This window comes from Sulfitobacter sediminilitoris, from assembly GCF_010667575.1.
Taxonomy (GTDB): Bacteria; Pseudomonadota; Alphaproteobacteria; order Rhodobacterales; family Rhodobacteraceae; genus Sulfitobacter; species Sulfitobacter sediminilitoris.
In genome coordinates this window covers 26,667-47,147 of record NZ_JAABNT010000022.1, presented here as the reverse complement: position 1 = coordinate 47,147, position 20,481 = coordinate 26,667, and the positions used below count along the sequence as shown (strand labels likewise).

13 protein-coding genes and 1 pseudogene are annotated in these 20,481 nt (G+C 57.6%); 4 read left to right on the top strand and 10 right to left on the bottom strand.

Annotation, left to right across the window (positions count from 1 at the left end; translation table 11 throughout):
• The first annotated feature begins 327 nt into the window (after positions 1 to 327).
• Positions 328 to 645, top strand: a complete 318-nt coding sequence (locus GV827_RS20745; protein ID WP_164355769.1) for a hypothetical protein — start codon at positions 328 to 330, stop codon at positions 643 to 645.
• A 128-nt stretch (positions 646 to 773) separates the two neighbouring features.
• On the opposite strand, the gene GV827_RS20740 is transcribed toward GV827_RS20745, so the two are convergent.
• The 7 genes from GV827_RS20740 to GV827_RS20710 all read right to left on the bottom strand — a co-directional run bounded on the left by GV827_RS20740 (position 774) and on the right by GV827_RS20710 (position 13,479).
• Entirely contained in the window at positions 774 to 2,546 is a 1,773-nt protein-coding gene (locus tag GV827_RS20740; protein WP_164355767.1) for a DUF4214 domain-containing protein, read from the bottom strand.
• A 201-nt stretch (positions 2,547 to 2,747) separates the two neighbouring features.
• Positions 2,748 to 4,274, bottom strand: a complete 1,527-nt coding sequence (locus GV827_RS20735; protein WP_164355766.1) for a DUF4214 domain-containing protein — start codon at positions 4,272 to 4,274, stop codon at positions 2,748 to 2,750.
• A 461-nt stretch (positions 4,275 to 4,735) separates the two neighbouring features.
• Positions 4,736 to 7,024 carry a DUF4214 domain-containing protein gene (locus tag GV827_RS24050; RefSeq protein WP_164355764.1) on the bottom strand — a complete coding sequence of 763 codons (2,289 nt, stop codon included), beginning with the start codon at positions 7,022 to 7,024 and terminating at the stop codon, positions 4,736 to 4,738.
• An 11-nt stretch (positions 7,025 to 7,035) separates the two neighbouring features.
• Positions 7,036 to 8,520: a matrixin family metalloprotease gene (locus tag GV827_RS20725; protein ID WP_164355762.1), complete on the bottom strand. Its 1,485-nt coding sequence runs from the start codon at positions 8,518 to 8,520 to the stop codon at positions 7,036 to 7,038.
• A 158-nt stretch (positions 8,521 to 8,678) separates the two neighbouring features.
• Positions 8,679 to 9,974 (bottom strand): glycosyltransferase family protein, encoded by a 1,296-nt coding sequence (locus GV827_RS20720; RefSeq protein ID WP_204326014.1) that lies wholly within the window; start codon positions 9,972 to 9,974, stop codon positions 8,679 to 8,681.
• Positions 9,971 to 12,364 carry a glycosyltransferase gene (locus tag GV827_RS20715; RefSeq protein WP_164355760.1) on the bottom strand — a complete coding sequence of 798 codons (2,394 nt, stop codon included), beginning with the start codon at positions 12,362 to 12,364 and terminating at the stop codon, positions 9,971 to 9,973. The genes GV827_RS20720 and GV827_RS20715 overlap by 4 nt, the downstream gene beginning before the upstream one ends.
• The gene (locus GV827_RS20710; protein ID WP_164355758.1) at positions 12,364 to 13,479 is read right to left on the bottom strand and encodes a class I SAM-dependent methyltransferase; all 1,116 of its coding nucleotides are present in this window, start codon (positions 13,477 to 13,479) and stop codon (positions 12,364 to 12,366) included. The genes GV827_RS20715 and GV827_RS20710 overlap by 1 nt, the downstream gene beginning before the upstream one ends.
• A 226-nt stretch (positions 13,480 to 13,705) precedes the next feature.
• Between GV827_RS20710 and GV827_RS20705 the strand changes: the two genes are divergently transcribed.
• Positions 13,706 to 15,241 (top strand): class I SAM-dependent methyltransferase, encoded by a 1,536-nt coding sequence (locus tag GV827_RS20705; protein WP_164355756.1) that lies wholly within the window; start codon positions 13,706 to 13,708, stop codon positions 15,239 to 15,241.
• Between the two features lie 193 nt (positions 15,242 to 15,434).
• Here the strand turns inward: GV827_RS20705 and GV827_RS20700 are convergent.
• Both GV827_RS20700 and GV827_RS20695 read right to left on the bottom strand, forming a co-directional pair.
• Positions 15,435 to 15,787: pseudogene (locus tag GV827_RS20700) on the bottom strand (integrase core domain-containing protein); the annotation flags it as partial.
• A 241-nt stretch (positions 15,788 to 16,028) separates the two neighbouring features.
• Positions 16,029 to 17,024: a replication initiator protein A gene (locus GV827_RS20695; protein WP_164355754.1), complete on the bottom strand. Its 996-nt coding sequence runs from the start codon at positions 17,022 to 17,024 to the stop codon at positions 16,029 to 16,031.
• Positions 17,025 to 17,451: 427 nt separating this feature from the next.
• Here GV827_RS20695 and GV827_RS20690 point away from each other — a divergent pair, with 427 nt between their 5' ends.
• Entirely contained in the window at positions 17,452 to 18,822 is a 1,371-nt protein-coding gene (locus GV827_RS20690) for an AAA family ATPase (RefSeq protein WP_328823194.1), read from the top strand.
• 77 nt (positions 18,823 to 18,899) lie between these two features.
• Complete coding sequence (locus GV827_RS20685; RefSeq protein WP_164355750.1) at positions 18,900 to 19,943, top strand: ParB/RepB/Spo0J family partition protein; 1,044 nt, start codon at positions 18,900 to 18,902, stop codon at positions 19,941 to 19,943.
• Between the two features lie 75 nt (positions 19,944 to 20,018).
• Here GV827_RS20685 and GV827_RS20680 read toward each other — a convergent pair whose 3' ends face one another.
• Positions 20,019 to 20,258 (bottom strand): hypothetical protein, encoded by a 240-nt coding sequence (locus GV827_RS20680; protein WP_204326013.1) that lies wholly within the window; start codon positions 20,256 to 20,258, stop codon positions 20,019 to 20,021.
• Positions 20,259 to 20,481 lie beyond the last annotated feature (223 nt).

Sequence of the window (20,481 nt, the reverse complement as noted above, 5' to 3'; positions counted from 1 at the left end):
ATACATCAACGGCTTCTACAATCCGCGACGGCGGCATTCAGCATTGGGCTGGAAAAGCCCGGTCGCCTTCGAAAGGAAAGTGGCTTAAACGAGCACTTGGAGCGGCACGAAAACGGGACAGGTCCAAATGGCCTTCAAGCAAAGTTCAACTTTGTTCAGCAAAACAAGGGGGTTCCCACTCTCGTGTCACCATCAACAAAGTTGAACATGCGCCAACTCTACACCTACTCAGTTGCCCACTATTGCCTACTTTTTGACTCGGCAGTGAATGTACTGAGGTCCTTAGGGGGTGTTAAGGTAATCAGGATCAGAGTTAGCATTTAGGCTATGGATGTGATCAAAGAAGAGTTCGTGAACTACAACAGACTGTCTGGTCGTACCCGTGACTATGCTGAGAGCATCGGTGTACTTTGGTTCATGAACTATAAGATACGGATCATGAAGATCGTAGTACGGATGCTTCGTGAACGTCCTTTCTCTGCGTTGATTTATGCTGGGGGGATTGGACCGATGGCCGATATTGACTCCGTGGTCAGCGGTTCAGGTCTGGGAGCTTGGATTGATGGTCGCTTAGGATATGCGATCGGGCCTGAGATGGGTGTAAATGGGTTGTTTATGAATCCTTGGATGAGCCTCAATCCATGAGGCTCATCTGAGTTTATGCTGCTACCATCTTGGGTCGGTAGATTTCGTTGAGCTTATTCAGATCGGGACCCCATCTTAATCTACATCAGCAATCAGAGCTTTCCAGGTACGGTGGATCACAGCTTCGTCTACCCGACAGACAGATCGTCTACTACACCCACCAGCGGCATCAGGAAATCTCCACCAACAGGGCTGAGTGCATCCTCATAATGGCTTTCGATCGCAGCGAGAGCCTCGTCGATACTACTTTGACTTCCATCGAAAAGCACCATTACCTGGGCTGCATCGTTCAGATCGGACATGCCTTTTGTGATGGCGAAATAGGCCCCGATGTCAGTCTTGTCAGTCAGGTATTGCTTGTCTCTGGCGAGATTGGCGATGTAGCTATCCGTGGCATCAGGTCTTGGATCAACTTTGGCACCGCCCAACACATCGAGGATGAGCGTATCACGACCCAGCCTCCCGGTATTTAGATGATCCCACCAAAACGCGAAGCCTTCTGCGTCAGGACCCCGGCCCAACACATTGTTGTAGATCGTTATGACGAACTCTGCATTGCTCATCGTATCGGGATAAGTCGCACGGGTCTCATTCTGATCGTAGAACATGGCGGCCATTTGCTGCATGCTCACCCCTTCGGCAAAGGCATTGCCCCAAAAGGCCAGGCCCACCGCGTCCGGTGCGCGGTTAAAGTAGGCGATGTAGAGTTCAATGATAGGGGCGAAGTCCTCTGCAGAAAGTTCAACGGCCTCAGAGAGAATGTCGAGGTCAAAGGTGCCATCAACAAACTGCAGCACCTCGATATCCACCAGCGTATCAGTTCCATCTGTCCCGCGCCGATCCGTTAACATGGGACTCTGCGCGCTCAGCATCAGCGTGTAGCTGCTCTGGTTGCCAGAATAAATCCCGGTGTCCTGACCAGCCCCTCCATTGATCGTGTCATTGCCGACAGCGCCGGTAACCATGTCATTCCCCGCACCACCGGTGAGCGTATTGGCCAACGTATTACCCGTTAGCGTATCGTTACCCATTCCGCCTAGCCCGTTTTCGATTTCGACGCCGAATGCAATGGTATATCCACCATTAGCCACCGTGCCGCCCTCGCGCTCGATAAAGGACAGATAACCGCCACCACCCGGGTCCAACGCCAATGTCGCGGGGCGTAGATCGATCACCGCATTGGTCGTTGCAGCAGAAAAATCAATCGTATCGTTGCCGCCGTTATCCCAGATCGTGATCAGTGCTGTTTGATCGCCATAAACCGTATCCCCTAGGCCTGTCTCCGTATTCGCCCCGTAAAGAAGCTGCAGCGCAGCTATGTCGAGTGCTCCATAGGCCGAGGCCTCTCCGGTGATATGAAGTCTGGGATAATCCAGAGATGCACCTGGCGTATAAGACATCCGCGTCGCCAGCTCGGTGTTGAGTTTGAACATTCCTTGATCTTGAGAACTTGTAACACCAGGCAGGGTTGCGGGCCCGTCGAAGGGATGGCTTAGGGCGAGCGAATGCCCGATCTCGTGGATCAGGGTCACATCATCCAGGTCGGCGTACTCGGTCGGAACCACAATCCGAGAAATACCCGGTGCGGATGGAATGGAGAGGCCAACGGTATTGTCCGAAAACGTCTCAATCTGGGCGAACTCGATGTTAGGCGTGCCCGCGGCGGTCACCTCCTCAAAAGTAAGGTTCACTAGCGTCGAGATATAGGTGAAAAGATCGCGGACGATATTCTGCTGCGCAGTGGTCCAGCCGACGGAAGTGCGTGGAACACCGTCAACATCGCCCGCATCAAAGGTGACCCCGGCCTCCATGAAACTGAAGGTAACATTGGGTGTTGTCAGTACATCCGACTGCTCATAGGGACCAATAGCGGCAAGAAGTGGTGAATCGGTAGGGATCATGGATGCTACCTTGAAATCGCTTTCCGGCAACCGTGCTCCAATCAGATGTTACCTTAAACCTTAATTCTATCGTGCTGTGTGATGTGGGCTCAAGAAATTTCAAGTTCCCGAGAACCAATGAAATCTTGGGCAACATGCCAAGCCGAAAGGGCGTAAGGCACAACGCCTTACCCCATCAGTTTACAGCACACATCCCAAAACTCATACCGCAAAGGGGTCGTCCATCACACCAACAATCGGCATCAGGAAGTCACCGGAGCTTGCATCCAGGGCGTCTGTGTAATGACCTTCAATCGCCTCAACAGCGTCCTGAACACTGCCTTGACTGCCATCGAAAAGCGCCATGGCCTGGGCCGCATCGGCGGCATTGGACATACCTTTATGCACCGCAAAATAGGCACCAATATCGATCTTGGTCTCCAGGTAGGCTCTGTCAGCTTGCTGCTGGTCGACGAAGTCCTGAGACGCCCCAGCAGGTGGGTTGGCCGTCGCACCTTCCAAGACCGCGAGGATAAATTGGTCACGGGTAACAGTGCCCGCATCCAGTGTGCCGACCCAGAAGTCAAATCCTTCCTGATCGGCAGCCCGTCCTAGCACATTGTTGTAAACGGCTGTGGCGAAGTCAGTATTGCTCAGCGTTTCTGGATAGGCCGCTGCAGTTTCATCTTGTACCGCAAAAAGGGACGCTATCTCTTCAAGGGAGGCTCCATTGGCGAATTCTGTGCCCCAGAATGACAAACCAATCGCGTCAGGCGCGCGATTGAAATAGGCGATATACACCCCGATGAGGTCTTCGAATGCCTCGGCATCGAGGCCTGTGTGGCCACCGAATTGTTCGAGATCCATCGGGCCGCCGAAGATTGGAAGGTTGAAATCGAAATCGATCAGTTCCACGTGATCCAGCGCGATCGTGCCGAGCCCACCCTCAGTACGATCGGTCACAGTCACACCATCTACGCTGAAACTGACGGTGTAGTGCGTTTGATCTCCGGCGAAGACGGCCGTATCTGCGCCATCACCACCATCAATCTGCTGGAGACCTGCAACTGCTGTCAGAATGTCCGCAGCGGGTGTTCCTTCCAGAATGCCGTCTTCGACAGCCGGGTTAGGCACTTCTGGTTTGGGGTTACTTGTCAGTGACTTCGCGGTGCCGAGCAGATCGAGATAGGAATACTCAACGCTGATTTCTGCGCCAATGTCTGCTTCGGTAACGTCGTATCTTTGAGAGGTGGCTCCAGGAATGGGGTCACCATCGCGCAGCCATTGAAACGTAGCTGAACTATAATCGATCCCATTCTCGTCCGTAACGGCGTTTGGCCGTGCAAGGATGTAATCGCCTACAGTTGCATCGCCAAGTATGACCAACGGGCTATAAGCGCTCGCAGCTCTAATGATCTGCGTGTCTTCAGCAGGCACCGGTGGTTCGGGGTCACTGGTCACAACTTCTCGGGTACCGCCCAGATCGGTGTAGCTGTACCGAACACTGATCTGAGTATCGAAGTCGTCTGAAGTGACGGTATATTTTTGATCTGTTGCGCCAGCGATAGGCTCGCCATCGCGCAACCATTGCAGGCTGACCGTATCGTAGTCGATCCCATCAGCATCGCCGACGCCGTTTGGCCGCGCTATCAGGGTTTCGCCGATATACGCATCTCCGAGGATCGTAACTGGGCCTTTGGGGGCGTTATTATCGCTACTTACTGTGGTCACGTCCATGTCTTCCGCCATAATTTTTTGCTTCGAGAGACTGTTCAGGTTTCTTCGCGAGGGTTTATGACCGCTTCCATTTCGGTTGACGCCGGACTAGCGAACTTCGGGAAACTGAAGATGCATTTCATAATGCAAATCAATAACTTAATCCATTTTTAATGGATGCTTGCCCGCGCTAGAAGCCGCAGCTTTGTCCCCCTGAAAGGGTATCGTTTCTGCACTTACCTGATATCTGCTCGTTGATCTCTAAAGGATTGTCATCACCATCGATAACATTGTTGGCTCCACTAACACTATAGATATCATCTGCAAGTAGTCGGAAGTTGCCATCAGCAATAAATTGCCGAATGTTGTTTTGAGATCAAAGCTCAGGAGCCATGGCATGGCGTCTGCACATACACTTGCAGCGGCTTTCTTCCCTAGCTTTGAACAAGTAGGGCGGCATGCACACTTTGGAGTGTTCCGGGGGGATGTCGCGCTTATCCGATCAATGGGTTATCCAGCACGCCAATGAGTGGCATCAGGAAATCCCCGCCATCAGGGCTGACAGCGTCTTCATAGTCACCTTCAATCGCTGCGAGGGCATTGCTGATGCTGCTCTCACTGCCATCGAAAAGCGCCATCACCTGGGCCGCATCCGCTACATCGGACATGCCCTTATGCACTGCAAAATAAGCACCGATATCGATTTTGGTCTCCAGGTAGGCTCTGTCAGCTTGCTGCTGGTCGATGAAATCCTGAGACGCCCCAGCAGGTGGGTTGGCCTTCGCGCCCTCCAAGACTGCCAGAATGAACTGATCGCGGGTAATAGCTCCGGCATCCAGCGTGTTAACCCAGAAATCAAAGCCTTCCTGATCGGGGATACGGCCAAGTACGTTATTGTAGACTATGGTGGCGAAGTAAGCGTTGCTTGAGGTTTCTGGATATGCAGCCTCAGTTTCATCTTGGTCTGCAAAGAGAGACGATATCTGTTCAAGAGACATCCCATTGGCAAATTCGGTTGCCCAGAAGGACAAGCCGATCGCGTCCGGTGCACGGTTGAAATAGGCGATATACACCCCGATGAGCTCTTCGAAGGCTTCTGCATCGAGGCCTGTATGACCACCGAATTGTCCGAGACCCATTGGGCCGCCAAAGACTTCAAGGTCGGTGTCGAAGTCAATCAGTTCCACATGATCCAGCGCGATCGTGCCGAGCCCACCCTCCGTACGATCGGTCACAGTTACACCGTCTGCACTGAAACTGACAGTGTAATGGGTCTGAGCTCCGGCAAAGACGACCGTATCTACACCATCACCACCATTAATCTGCTGGAGACCTGCAACTGCCGTTAGTATTTCCGCAGCAGGTGTTCCTTCGAGAACGACCTCTCCAACTGTCTCAGACGCATCCCCCGGGCCACCCAGCGCAAAACGTGCAGGGGCTTCACCATCCGGGTCAGGTACTTCTGGTTTCGGGTCACTGCTCAACGACTTACTTATGCCGAGGAGATCTCGGTACACATACAGAACACTGATCTCGGCACCAATGTCCGCTTCGGTAATTTCGTATAACTGCGACGTTGCCCCAGGAATGAGAGCACCATCCCGCAACCATTGGAATGAGGCCGAACCCTTGTCGATACCATTCTTGTCCGTGATATCAGTTGACCTCGCAAAGAGATATTCGCCAACAAGCGCGTCGCCAAAAATGGTCAGCTGGCTAGAATTTTCCTCTGTATCAGATACGTCCCCAGTGCCGCCCTCGTCTGTTGTGACATTGGGGACGCGCATAACACCATCGGGCGCAGGAACTTCTGATGTCGGGTTGCTTGTCAGGGACTTAGTCGTTCCACGCAGATCACGGTAGGAATACTGAACACTGATCTCGGCACCAATGTCAGTTTCAGTCACTGTGTACTTTTGAGACGTTGCCCCGGAAATAGCTTTACCGTCGCGCAGCCATTGGTACGAGACATAAGCAGAATTGATACCGTTCGGATCAGTAACACCGCTTACTCCGGCGATGAGATATTTCCCAACAATCGCATCGCCAATAATAACCAGCGCGTTACTATCGTTATCTGCCACAGGCACGTCCCCGGTGCTGCCATCATCCGTCGGGACATCAGAGACAGGCACGTCCCCAGTTCCGCCATCATCCGTCGGGACAGTAGGGGCAGGCGCGAGCCCATCCGGGTTAGGCACCTCTGGCTTGGGATTGCTTGTCACTGATTTGCTCTTCCCGAGCAGATCACGATAGAAATATTGCACGCTGATTTCGGCGCCAATATCTGCATCGGTGACATCGTATCTCTCAGACGTTGCCCCAGGAATGGCCTTACCGTCGCGCAACCATTGGAACGAGGTAGAAGCGTAGTCGATGCCGTTTTCGTCGGTAATCGCATTTGGCCGCGCAAGGAGATACTCACCAACAACGGCATCCCCAAGGATGATCAGAGGACTATAGGAAGCCTCACTGTCGGGTATCGGCGTGCCTGCGGGAGGCACCGCCGGCTCCGGATCGCTGGTCACAACTTCTCGGGTGCCACCGTAATCGGTATAGCTGTAGCGAACACTGATCTGTGTCCCCTCGTCAGCCAAAGTAACGGTGTATTCTTGTGATGTGGCCCCGAGGATCTCTTTTCCATCCCGTAACCACTGAAGACGGACAGTATCGTAGTTGATCCCATCAGCGTCTGCGACACCGTTTGGCCGTGCTAACACCGTTTCACCGACGTACGCATACCCCAGGATGGTTACCGGGCCTTTGGGTGCATTGTTAGTCACGTTCTTAACCTCTATCCAAAAAATGGGTTATCCAGCACGCCCAACAGCGGCATGAGGAAATCCCCGCTATCAGCGCTGAGCGCGGCATCGTAGTGTCCCTCGATCGCGTTTAAGGCGTTCTCGATGCTGCTTTCACTACCGTCAAAAAGTGTCATTATTTGGACTGCTTCCGTGACATCTGACATGCCCTTGTGCACCGCGAAATATGCGCCGATGTCGGCCTTGTCCGACAAGTACTGCCGGTCCTCCAGCATCTGCGCGATGAACGCGGCCGAGGCGCCGGGCGGAAACGCGGCCTTGGCCCCATCGAGCACGGACAGGATGAAGGTATCGCGCCCGACCGCCCCGTCGTCCAGTACGCCCACCCAGAAGTCAAAGCCCTCCGCGTCCGGGATACGTCCCAGCACGTTGTTGTAGACGGCGGTCGCGAAGGCCGCGTTGCTCATTGCGCTTGGATAGGCGTCACGGGTTTCATCCTGATCGATGAAAAGTGCTGCCATTTCCTCCATGCTGAGGCCATCGGCAAAGGCATTTCCCCAGAAGGCCAGGCCAACCGCATCCGGTGCGCGGTTGAAATAGGCGATGTAAAGCTCAACGATCTGGGCAAAGTCATCCGGGTCCAGCGTGGCGATGCCATCGAAAGTGTCGATCTCAAAAAGGGTATTCCCCAAGGTCGACGCCCCAGATTGGAAATCCAGCCGTTCGATGCTGATCAGGGTATCGGTGCCATCGCGGCCCGTGCGGTCGGTCAGGATGATGTTGCCCGCAGACAAGGTCAGCGTGTATTGCGACTGCTCTCCGGTCAGGCTGAGCGTGTCGATGCCACCCATGCCGTCGATCACATCATTGCCTGCCCGCGCCATGAACGTATCCGCCCCGCGCGTGGGCGCATAGGTGATCACGGGCGGCGTGGGGTCCGGTGTCGGCTGAGACGACGGGCTGCTGTCGGCCGGGCCGTAAAAGGCCTGCGCCCCTTCGATGTCCCCGGCGGTTAATCCTTGTAAATCACTGATATCGCTCACATACATGATCGTATCAGGGTCATTGGTATGATCCAGGCCGATGGCATGACCGATCTCGTGCAGAGCAACCTGGTACAGGCCCACCTCGTTACGGGCCACATCGCGGTCGGTGGCCCAGTTCTCGGCGATATCGAAACGGATCTCGGCCTCTGTAAAGCTGAACAGGGTCGAGGTGGTCTTCGATCCGCGGCTGGCGGCCTCGCCCACGACGCTGAAAGGACCGTCGATCACGTCCCAGCCAAGACGAATATCGGTCAGGCTGCCATCTGAAGTTTCGACAAAATCAATATCCGCCACGTCTTCCCACGCCTGGAAGGCATCGCGAATGACATTGCGATAGACGGGGTCGGTAATATAGTCCGAAAACCCGAAGCCTGTGCCCGGTGTGGTCGCAAAGCTCCAGTAAACGGTTCCACCGGGGGTGCCGAACTCACCTTCCCCCCATTTTGCCTCACTGAGGTGATAGTCGCCCATATTCATTCGCCCGCTTTATCTGCTCGGACTTGTTTTATTCTGCTGTTATAAGGATATTTTGCGGCAGGACTATGGTGGAAACAGTTTGTGTCCAAATCGGAAAAATTCCGCCAAATTCGTGAAGACCCGGTGGCGAAACCAAGTCGATGGCGCAGGCTTCACCCCGCCTGCACTGATTTCTTTTTCACCACCATGGGGTCATGCTGCTGCAAACTACGATTGCGCAGAGCTGCGGCCGCATCGGCCTCGAAACGCCGGGCTACATTTGCCACACCTCTAGCATAACGCGCGGGCGTATGGGCTGCTTCGAGCCGCGCGCGGCCTGCAGCAGCCACATCGCGGCCCGCAGCGGGATCGGCGACCAACTGGCGGATGAGCCGTTGCAGCGCGGGAACTTCTTCTGACGGATCAATCTTGAAGACCGTGCCATCGGGCAAATTAGCGTACCAGCCCAGATCGGTGACAACAGACGGGGCCGCGGCATTCCAGATGCGCATCTGGCTGCCCGAGGCCTCACCCATGGTGGGGTTGCGCAGGTTGAAAACCAGATGAGCGGCGTTCAGTTTCTCGTCGAGTTCGTATTCCTCTACGAAACCGTGCAGAGTAACATTGTGCACGAGGCCCAGTTCGCGGATGCGCGCGGTGATGTAGCCCGGATCCCAGAGCTTACCCATGACGTCGAGGTGGAAGTCGACCTCGCCCTTGAGCTCTGCCAGCGCCTCCAGCACATTCTGCAGCCGTCGGTTAGGCCCGGTATAACCGAATTGCACCAGTCGCATCGGACCAATACCGGATCGGATCACCGCCGGTGTTTGGGCCGAGAATCGGAAGGGTAGATCGAGCAGATAGGTAGGTACTGTACCGGTGGCATCGACCGCGTCGCGGGCCACCGGCGTATGGGTCAGGACCGAGACGGCGCGGGTGAGCGCCAGCTCGAAGCCGGGATACCGGTGAGACAGGTCGCCGGGGGTCATCTCCCCCTTCCAAGTTGCATGTACCGCGTCGCGTCCCTTTTGTCCGTGCCAGCGCGCCATCAAGGTCTCGTAAAGGCCACGGGGCAGCAGGTCGCGATCCATAGCGTCGTGGCACATCTCCTGTATGGCCATGTCATGTAGCACGATGACCGCAGGGATACGCTGCACCATCCGCAAATATCCCGCGTGGAAGGGCCAGGCATTGCCGATGTTGACGAATACCGCCTCCGGACCCTGCCCCGGTTTACCGTCTGGCCGTCCGGCCAGAGCAAAGTCGCGCGGCATCACCCGGTCGGGATCGAGGCGGCGGACGGGGGCGAAGTCGTGCAATTCCCGGTCCCAGTGGTTCGCGTCAGTCCAGAGAACGAGGTCGGTCTCAGCCGCCAGCTCGGGCAAGATGCGGCGGGTGTAATGAGCGATGTCGGTCTGCGCGTGCGGCAGTGGCGAGACCCAGTGGACACGCGGCTTCAGGACTGTCATGGCGCGCCCTGCGGCAGGGGGGTCACCTCCACCAACTTCAAAAATGCGACCTCGGAACAGGGTAGCGTGAGCGGTGTCGCCCGGCCACGCCCGGTAAAAACGCCAACGCCCTGCTGGTAAAGATGTAGGCGCAGGGAGCCAGACTCCCCCTGCCCCTTCGCATCCAGCGTTAGGCGCATCTCGCCGATTTCTCCGGGGGCGAGCGGGGTAGAGAGCGGCTGCATAATGTGTTGGTGGCGGAGGTACCCTACCCCGTCGACCCATTCGGCCAGCACGCAGGTGGCGCGGTCCCCGGCGGTAGGCCAGGTGGCGGCACTCTTGTTTTTAACCGCAATACGCGTAAGACCCGTCGCGGCCTCGCAATCCGTCACCGACATCTCGCCCATCATCCGCGTGGGATCACCATGGTAAAGATTCTCGGGGTAACCTTGGGGTACACCAGTCTTACGTGCAAAGTACTGGATGTTTTCGCCGCGTAAGGAAAGATCATCGCCCCGCGCAACCAGCATCTGCGCAATCTCTGGCTCGATATGCCGGTCGTAGACGTCGAAGGTCTGGAGCCGCACGGTTTTGAGCCCCGCCGCCTCGCCGATCATGGAAAGCTCGCGCGGCGCATATTCGCGGTTGTGCCGCCCGTAGACCCCGCCCGAGGGCACGAAGATCCCGAAGGAATAGGGTGCCACGTTGTTCAGCGCCTTCCAGACGCCTCGGTGACTGTTCACGTTGGGGGTGGTGATCAGCAGATGCCCGCCGGGTTTCAGCACCCGCACGGCTTCGGTGTAGAAAAAGTAAGGATCAAGAGCGAGGTGTTCGAGGATCTCCATCCCCGTGACCAGGTCGAAGGTATTGTCATCGTAGGGCCAAGGGTCACGCTCGCCATTGGCCACTTCGAGGGTGATGTCGAAGGAGGGGTGATCGCCCCGCGCCTTCACCGATTGCTTGTAGGGATCGGGACCCTCCCAGAGCCCGTGCATTTCAATCCCCGGAAACTGGTTGGCCAAGAGCGCCTGGAACACGAGCGGCGGGAAGACACCCACGTCGAGGGTCTTTTGCACCTCCAGTCCCTCAAGCTGCGCCAGAGTCGATCCGAACCGCGTCCAATGGGTGCCGAGATAGCCCGCCAATCCGGCGTCGATGGGAGGCTCCGGTCGGCCCATGGCGGCGGGGAGCTCATCGAAGGCGTAGGCTTCGAGCACTTGCGTGATGTTGGCGAACGGCAGGCTGCCCGGCGCCTCCGGCGGGGCCACGGCGGAGGCGAGCTTCGCGGTGGCATCGGGAGCCGAGGGCGGCGCTTCGGGCGCGGGCTCCAGAGGCGCGACGATATCGGGGGCGACGGGGGCATGGGCCTGCCCCGTCAGCGTCTCGACCACGTGATCCCAGGAGATGTTTTGCGCCTTGTACCGCGCCAGACCCACCTGCCCCATCCGCTCGGCAGCGCTCGTATCCTCCATCAGCCGGTCAAAGGCCGCGCCAAGCGCCGCAGGCTCTGGCGCCGTGATCAGCCCCTCCTGCCCGTCGGCAATGAACTCCAGCGGCCCGCCTGCGTCGGTGACCGAGACAACAGGTTTGCCCGAGAGCATGGCCTCCAGCGTGATATATCCATAATCCTCGTCGCGCGGGACAAAGACCACCCCGCGACATTCAGCGTAATGCCGGATCAGTGTCGCGTCATCCACGGCTCCCAGCCAGGTCACCCGCCCCGCGATGCCCAGATCCTCGGCCATCTTCACCAGATGGTTCTGGTAGGCCGGGTTCTCCGCCACGCCCGCCACCACCAGCCGCGCCTTGGAGTGCGCCACAGCCTGCAGCGTCAATTCCAACCGTTTCGAAGCATTGAGACGTCCGGGCGCGAAGAGATAATCACCAAAGCCCCCCTGCCGCAGCACATCCGCATTTGGCGGCGGGTGATAAAGCGGGATCGATTGCACGCCGAGATAGCGCTCCAGCCGCCCCGCCACGTTGCCGGAATTAGCGTAGACCGGATGAGGGCTTTCGCCAAAAGCCGTGCGGTCCTCTTCGTGGATCAGCGCACGCAGGGCCTCGCCCTGTGGATCGTCCAGCAGATCAGAATTGCCCGCCTCCCACATGTCATAGGCCTGCCGATGCTGGTGGATCACCCAGAAGACCTTGTTCAGATGCCGCGCGAGCCAGGCGGGGAACTTCAACCCGATGGCAAGATCCACCGGCACCGCCTCCACTTCCGAGATATCGATCAGTTTCGCAGCATGGATGTGATCGGCCAGGGTCTGGCCCGGATACCACTTGAAGGGCAGCGTGATCTCGACAGCCTCGTGCCCGCGCTGGTTCAGCGCCGCCACCAGGTTGGCCGCGTGCCGCTCCGCCCCGCCGGTAACGAAGGGAACTTGCGTGCGAAGAACTCCGATTCGCATCAGGCGTCCACGGGCTTCGTGCCGAGGATCGCCAGATCCTGCGGCCCGAACATCAGATGCGCCAGCTCATCGTTGAAGTCAGGCATGTCGAGGAATTTACCCAGCCGCTCATGCGGGTTGATGTGGCGGATATTGACAGGATCGAAGCCCGCGGTCTCCAGGAGTACGCCCATGACCTGTTCGGGCATGGGTTTGAGATGTGTGGGATCGGTGTGGAAGGTGGTGGCCCCCACCAGCACGTTGCGGGTATTGGGGGTCTCAAACAGCAGAATACCACCGGGAGCCAGCACGCGGCCCGTCTCGCGGACAATCCAGGCCACCGCATCAAAGGGCAGGTGTTCGATGAGGTGATGGGCGGAGATCACCGAAAGACTGGCGTCAGATTGATCGGCCAGCGCCTGCAACGCATCGCTCGCTCGCACATCGAGACCCGCCTCTTGCGCTTCCTCGATCTGCACCGCGTTAGTGTCCACGCCGAAGCCTTCGATGCCGTGATCCCGCAGGAGCCCCAGCCATTCACCGCGCCCGCAGCCCAGATCCATCACCGGCTTTTTGTCGGTTCGGAGCCAGGCGGCTTCGACGTCCGGGATATAGACCTTGAGCCGCCGTGCAATCTCCTCGGGCGCACCGCGCCAACGGTTCTCCAACCGGTGATAGAAACTGTCCTTGAAAAGATCGAAGCCCTCAGTGGAAGGTAGCTTAACCTTCGAGGACTCTTTTGCGGGCGCCCCCCCTGCCTCGCCGTCAAGACGACGGGAGATGTCGGTAAACATGCGTGCCAGAAGTGCACTGTCGGACTGGCCCACGCGCCGTAGGATTGCGGCTTCGCGGTGGTAATCGGCAATGAGTTCGTCGGCCAGCGCCTCGTACCGACGTGTCCATTCGAACAGCCGGTGCATGCGACCGTCGGCATCTTCCAGGTGGGACTGCCGCGCATCGAGGCTCTCCTGCATCGCGCGCAGGTCCGCGTCCACGCCATCGGCGCGGTCTTCCAGGTGATCGACGCGTGGGGTCAAATTAGTCAGGGTACGATGCGCAGCCTTGGCCTGCCCCTTGGTGCGGCCCAGGGTAAAGAAAGCCGACAGGTAACGCTCAAGCCGCTTGAGGGGCTTCATAGCTCAGATCTCCTTTCCAGAAGTAACGCTACCCTCTGATCCGGGCCGCTTAGGTATCTGTTGTTTCTGTTGATCTGGCTATGGTCAAGATCGGCAGCCGAAACCATTACCCAGCCAGATAGACTAAAAGCCAATCATAAACTAACAATCAATCCGGGACGATTGGATCAAGTTCAAAATCATACTATCGACCTGGCGAAACATTAACTGAGTGAGTAGTGTACTAATGTCCCAATGGTCCTCAGGGTATAATACAGAAATTCCATATACTTATGGTTATTATCGTGAACTTTCTCCTAATTGGCTGGACTATGTCGCTACAGTCCAGAGCATAAGGGCTCCTTCAGATAATGCGCGCTATCTGGAGTTGGGTTGCGGCTTTGGCTTTGGCCTGGCCCTGATGGCGGCACTGTCTCCCGAGCACGAGTTTCTAGGCGTCGATATCAACCCAGTTCACATCGCTCATGGAAGGAAATTAGTTGCCGATGCTGGCCTGACAAATATTCGCTTCGAGGAGGCCGATTTTATCGATCTGGCGAGAGACTGGCCTGCCGATTGGGGAACATTCAACTACGTGTCAGCCCATGGACTGTTTACATGGCTGAGCGAGCCCGTTCGAAACGCCATGATACAAACCATGAAGCATTCTGCAGCGCCAGGAGCACTCGTCTATTTATCTTACAATACACTGCCGGGCTGTAACACGACCCTTCCCCTACAGCACCTGCTACGCCTATGGCAAAAATTCGACAGAACACAGAGCTATAAGGCAATTTCAGACGGTATCAGCCGCATGGGCGCGCTGATAAGTGCCAACTCTAAGATGACCGAAGCTCTACCCGAAATAAGAGAGCTTCTAGAGCACATAGCAAAGCAGAACCGTTCATATCTCGCGCATGAGTACCTCCACGATTCCTGGCACCCAGTATGGTTCGACCAATTAATCAATGAGGTTAGTGCGGCGAAGCTGTCATACGTTAGCTCAGCGCGCGTGGGTGATTTCCACCGAGAGATCACGCTTTCCCAACAACAGAAAGAAATTCTTGAACAGTACGATGACCAAATTATCCGTGAGGTGATGACAGACGTACTTGTGAACGAGAATTTTCGCCAAGACGTATTCGCACGCGGAAAGGCACCTCTATGGCCAGGAGAACAGAAGGCAACACTGCTGAATACGGCCTTTGTCCAGATCAGTCGGCCCGAAGGCAATGAACTGGAATTCAAACTAGCTGGGAGCAGCGTTTTGGGTAAAGCGGAAGTCTACCAGCCTCTTCTGGAAGCTTTTGAAACCGGCTCCAAAAAGGTGCGTGAGCTTATTTCAGTGCCTGGCACCAAACCGCGGACTTTGGGTGATACCATCAGAGCGATGAACATTATGCTACACGCCGGAGTCATTGTTCTACATAGACCCTCGGCCAACGCAGCCCCTGCAAAGACTCTCAACAGGGTAATTGCCGAAAGCGTCGCACAAGGGAGCCCCTATAACTACCTTGCTGCACCGCAGCTTGGAAACGTCGTGAAAGTAAGTGACAAAGAACTCATCATGTTTCGCGAGTTTTTGAGGGAACCCGCTGCCAAGGACCCTGAGAAACTAGCACGCAAGCTGGTAGCCCGTCTTGCCGATCTGGGGAAACCTCTTGCACCGAAAGAACCACCCGTTCCCCAAGGTCAACAATCCATCTCACCGTATGCAGTCAAACTGGCCGACAAATTCCTTCAGATCACTATCGAAAAATGGAAAGCTTGGGAAGTTTTTTAAAAACGATGTGCGTTACTAATGACTGAATCCTTCGGTTGAGGGCAGCGCGACCCTTGCCGCCTCTTGCATAGGCAAGTTCCCTGCCCACCGTGGAGGCGATAGGAGATGTCGGTAAACATTATTACCAAAAGCGCACTGTCGAATTGACCCACACAGCACATGGCCTGTGACCTGCCCCCCGAGGCTCCCTCATTCATAACGAGAGTCTGCGGGTCTGGTTTTCATATTCGTCGTCGTTGGTTTGGGCAAGCGCGCCAGGCGCGGAGCCTCATTTAGCTCAAGCGTCCGGCGCGCTTCTGCGGGTGTTTGATTTCCGAGCGACGAGTGCGGCCTGACGTGGTTGTAGTCGTATCGCCAGAGCGCCAGCTTGCGCCTTGCATCGTCCAGACTGTCGAACATTTCCTCGTTCAGGAGTTCATCGCGCAGGCTACCGTTGAAGCTTTCGATGAAGGCGTTCTGCTGCGGCTTGCCGGGGTCGATGTAGTGCCAATCAACATCGTTCTCGTTGGCCCATTTCAGGATCGCCCGGCTGGTGAACTCTGTCCCGTAGCACCTCGGGAGGACGGGCTGCTTTGAGGTTATGGCCACCTCCGCCGTCGGCAGCCCGGCTTCCTGTTCTTTGATCATCCCAATGATCTGGGATTCCGTGAAACGGCTCTTTCGCATTCGTTTGCTCCTTCAAAAGGTTGAGAAAACTCTACATCAGAACGAGGGAAGTTTCGGGGGCAGGTCACCTGAACCCCTACTTCCCTCTTGCTTTCGGCAGGAGGCGCGGGGCGCGGGTAGTTCAGCCCTGCCCCCCGCGCGCGCGTACGAAGCCCAGGAAAGCCCCGTCAACCGAGCGCAGGCGTGGTCGGCCGGAGGCCGCCCAGAAAGCGCGCCAATCGGCCTCAAGCGCGTAGACATCCACCCCTGGCATTAGCCCCCGCGCAGTCTCGATTGCGGCAGGCGAGACCGGCGGGGCCTCGTCCACCAGCACCGCGCGGGGGATGACGCGGATGATGTCGCCCGGTTCTTCCTCCAGCGTGTAATCGGGCAGGTGGTTAGTGCGGATCATCTCGCGCAGCATCGCGCGAAACACCCGGCGCGGGGAGGCAGAGCCGGATTTCTTCAAAAGCACCTCCACCGAGACCCGCCAGGCTGGCTGGCGGCCGCAATGCTTGCGCGCCAGTTCATAGATGCGCCGCTCCAGCGGTTTGCGCAGGCGGAAATAATCGCGGCTGAGCGTTAGCACCGATTTCGAGATCACCGCGCGGTAAAGCCATTCCGAGAGTGTCACCGAGACGGAGATCATCCGGCCTCCCCTGCTGCGGCGCACGATCTCCCAGCTCTCGATGAGGCCAAAGCCGGTGGTCACCTCCCGACCCCCCGTTTCGATATTGGTGGTGATCCGCGTGCCCGCCAGCCGCTCGAAGGCCTCGCGCAGGCGACGGTAGGCGTCACCGGAAGTTTCGCGATTGGTGGCGATCAGCAGGTCATGGGCGCGCAGGGTCAGGGTGCGGCTGATCTCGCGCCCGGCGTTCAGCGCCGCCATCAGCTGGCTGATGCAGAAGATCAGGATGTCCTTGTCGTGGATCGTGGCCAGCCCCCGGACCGAGGGCACCACGGTGATCTCGGTGCCGTTGTGAGCGTAATTTAGGATCCGCCGGTCAGGACGAGTGGAGAGCGTAAAGACCGGATGCTCCATCGAGGCGAGGTCATCCTTGGGCACCGCATCGAAGATGTCACAGACGAAAAAATCCGATGTCGAGTGCCTGTCCGGCAGCAATCCGGGGATGGTCATAACCTTATGCGCTCCCTGCTCGGCCCCCGTTTTTGGGTGTGCCTGACCCCCAGAGGTATCCTGCTGGGAATCGTGGTTTCATTGACACTGACGCTAAGTCCTATGGATAAGTCCTGTCCAGAGGCGCATCGGGGGATCAGAATCGCTTTATCGGGGGTTCGGAGTCGGACAAGCGTGGTTTCAGAGTCGGACTCATCCTTCTCAATCCGATTATCCCCTTTGATCTTAATGGGATAGTTGGCAAGGCAAGAAGCGTAACTAAAATAATAACACAAATTAACACGTTGATTTTTTCGCTCTCCAACCGGAGACTTGAACCAGAGAAGGCCAAATTTCTGAGAAAAGCCACGCAATGTAATGATTTTTATTACATGTGACGTGTTTTTTGGTACATTGTAAGAAACATAGCATATCGAGTGGATCAAACGTGGCAGAGCTTCCTCCCTATTTCAACATCAACCCCGATCAAGCGCTGGCCGATCTGGGAACTCCAAATTCCACCGCCAGGTTTCGCGACCTAGCGGCAGCCTGTGCGCGGGGTCGCGATGACCTAGCCGCACGGGGCATGGACGAGACAGGGGAGAAAAACTTGCGGCTCTTCTCGACATGGGAAATCACCAAGTATCTGATCCCCGTTGCACCTGCCCATTTCCGCCGAGTGCTTAAGGCCAACCCCGAGCTACCCCAAGGCCGCACTAAAACCGAGAGTGGGGCCAAATGGTTCAGCCTCGACGAGGTACTGCGCCTGCGCGTCCATTTCAGCGAGGAGGGGTCGAAGGCTAAGGAATATCGCCCCTACCGCCCCAAGGGCCAGCCCGCCAAGATCGTGGCAGTCGCAAATTTCAAAGGCGGCGTGGGCAAAACCTCTACGGCGGCACATCTGGCGATGTCGGCAGCGCTCGATGGCTACCGGGTGTTGGTGATCGACCTCGACAGCCAGGGCTCCATGACCTCGATCTTCGGCGGCAAGGTCGAGGACGAATGGCAGACAGTCTTTCCCTTGCTCGCCCGCCACTATGCGGAAGCCGCGCAGGAGGAGAACCACGCACGTTTGTCGCGCGGCGAAACAACCATTCCCATCGACGACACGCTGGCCGAGGCGCTCAAAGTGCGCGCACCGGACCTCATCCAGAAAACCCATTGGCCCAACATCGATCTGATCGGTGCGCAGCTGAACCTCTACTGGGCGGAGTTCCAGATCCCCGTCTGGCGCATGGCCGCACGGCGCTGGAAACTCTGGGACGCGCTCTCCGACCGGCTCGAGGCGGACGGCGTGCTCGAGGCCTACGATGTGATCTTTGTCGATACGCCCCCTGCCCTTGGGTATCTCACGATCAACGGGCTATCTGCGTCCGACATCCTGTTGGTGCCGCTCGGCGCGTCTTTCCTCGAATTCGATTCCACGGGGCGTTTCTTCGACATGCTGCACGCCACCTTCGGTTCCATCGAGGAGAGCGAGAACATGGCCGCCCGTGCCCTAGGGCGCGAGGGTATGGCTTTTGAATGGGACGCCGTGCGCGCGGTCATTACCCGCTACGACGGCGCGCAACAAGCCGAGATGGCGGCCCTCATGCAGGCCTACCTTGGCCCAACCCTGCTGCCGCACCGACAGGATTTCACAGCACTCATCGGGCAGGCGGGCGAGAGCGTGAACGGCATCTACGAGGCCGATTACCGTGACTTTAACCGCGAGACTTACGCCCGGGGTCGGCAGACGTTTGATGCCACCTATGCCGCCTTCAAACGCTTGCTGATCGGGGCCTGGCGGCGCGACCAGCGCGAGACGGAGGCGGCCTGAGTAGTAACGCGGTACGGCGCCGGGGTGACGAAAGGCTTATCTCCGGTCCATAACGTAACGGGTAAAAGGAGAGACAGATGGCCAAACGCAAACGCCTCACCCCGCCCACCGCTGAGGATCTGGCTCGCACGCCGGAGGTGAAGGGCATGTTCAGCGAAGCTGCTGTGGGGGCGGGGCCTGTTCAGGTGCGAAACCGTCTTGCTCCCGGTGCTGCGCCTATCGCGGATATGGCCGGGGCGGCGGCGGCACAGGCCGCCCTTGAAGAGGTCAGCGCCGAGCTGGCCTCGGCCCGGGGCGAGGGGCGGCTCATCCAGAAACTGCCACTTTCCCGCATCGACCCTGCGCATCTGATGCGTGACCGGGTGCTGATGGACGAGGATGATCTGCAGACCCTGATGACCTCGATCCGGGCCCGCGGCCAGCAGACCCCCATCGAGGTGATCGAAACTTCTCCGGGCCGCTATGGCCTGATCTCGGGCTCGCGGCGGCTGGCAGCACTCAAGCGGCTCCATGCGGAAACCGGGGAGGAGCGCTTCGACCGGGTGCAGGCGCTGGTGCGCCGCCCTCCCAGCGCCCAAGACGCTTATGTCGCCATGGTCGAGGAGAACGAGGTTCGCGTTGGGTTGAGCTATTACGAGCGCGCCCAGATCGTCGCCCGCACGGTCGAGGCTGGGGTTTATCCCAGCTCCAAGAAGGCGCTGCAGGTGCTCTTTGCCGCGGCGAGCCGTGCGAAACGCTCCAAGATCAAATCCTTCCTGCCCATCGTCGAAGAGCTGGGTGCGGTACTCCAGCATCCGGCGGCCATCGGCGAACGCCTTGGGCTGGATCTGGCGCAGCGGCTGGAGGATACGGCGCTGGCCGAAGCACTTCGGGAGGCGCTCGGCGAGGATGCGCCGCGCACTGCGGAGGACGAACAGGCGATCCTTGCCGGGGCGCTGGAAGGGAAGCCGGAGGCGGCGGCGGAACCTAAGACCAACCCCGCGAAGTCGCAGACGGTCCCGGGCGAGGAATTCGCCCCCGGCCTGCACATGACCCGCAACGGTTCAAAGCTCACGCTCAGCGGTCCGGGTGTCACCGATGCCCTTGTCGACCGCCTGCGCGCGGTTCTCTCTGGAGGCTAAATTCCGCCCCACCATTTGCGCCTCGCGCCAGACCCCATTTGTTTCGCGCGCGAAACATTTGAGGGTGATAAGGGCTCAGCCCTTGCCGTCGCGCTGCGCCTTGTAGAGTGCCCAGGCTTCCTCGATCAGTACTCCCTGTTGCACGCCTCGCAAGACCGCCTCTCGGCTGATTTCTTTCGCGACGTTCGGCAGTACTTTCGCATGGACCTGACCCGTGCGCGGGCTGGGCCTGCGTCCACGGCGTTTGCGGGGCGGATGTACTTCGGCTGCGGCTTGTGGATTCTCAGGAGGCTCCGGTTTCTTTCGATTGCTCATCTACACTCCTTTTTGATTGGGCAGGCGGGTTCACCATCTTGTTTGCGCAACTTTTGCTGAAGCTCCGGCGCACCACGTCCGTCACTTAGATTAGACAAATTATCTGATTTTACAAATTACCAGATTATTAAAATAACCCGGTTAAAAATTTAACCCGTTTATTTGTGTGCTAACCTTTGTGGGTAGCCGTGAGGCGCTTCCAGCCACCCAAGAGCCAGAAAAA

Bases quoted from the DNA above. Each gene is read 5' to 3' on its own strand.
- GV827_RS20705 (WP_164355756.1), top strand. From the start codon at position 13,706: ATGTCCCAATGGTCCTCAGGGTATAATACAGAAATTCCATATACTTAT.
- GV827_RS20695 (WP_164355754.1), bottom strand. From the start codon at position 17,024: ATGACCATCCCCGGATTGCTGCCGGACAGGCACTCGACATCGGATTTT.
- GV827_RS20685 (WP_164355750.1), top strand. From the start codon at position 18,900: ATGGCCAAACGCAAACGCCTCACCCCGCCCACCGCTGAGGATCTGGCT.
- GV827_RS20735 (WP_164355766.1), bottom strand. From the start codon at position 4,274: ATGGCGGAAGACATGGACGTGACCACAGTAAGTAGCGATAATAACGCC.
- GV827_RS20680 (WP_204326013.1), bottom strand. From the start codon at position 20,258: ATGAGCAATCGAAAGAAACCGGAGCCTCCTGAGAATCCACAAGCCGCA.
- GV827_RS20720 (WP_204326014.1), bottom strand. From the start codon at position 9,974: ATGACAGTCCTGAAGCCGCGTGTCCACTGGGTCTCGCCACTGCCGCAC.
- GV827_RS20725 (WP_164355762.1), bottom strand. From the start codon at position 8,520: ATGGGCGACTATCACCTCAGTGAGGCAAAATGGGGGGAAGGTGAGTTC.
- GV827_RS20710 (WP_164355758.1), bottom strand. From the start codon at position 13,479: ATGAAGCCCCTCAAGCGGCTTGAGCGTTACCTGTCGGCTTTCTTTACC.
- GV827_RS20740 (WP_164355767.1), bottom strand. From the start codon at position 2,546: ATGATCCCTACCGATTCACCACTTCTTGCCGCTATTGGTCCCTATGAG.
- GV827_RS20745 (WP_164355769.1), top strand. From the start codon at position 328: ATGGATGTGATCAAAGAAGAGTTCGTGAACTACAACAGACTGTCTGGT.
- GV827_RS20715 (WP_164355760.1), bottom strand. From the start codon at position 12,364: ATGCGAATCGGAGTTCTTCGCACGCAAGTTCCCTTCGTTACCGGCGGG.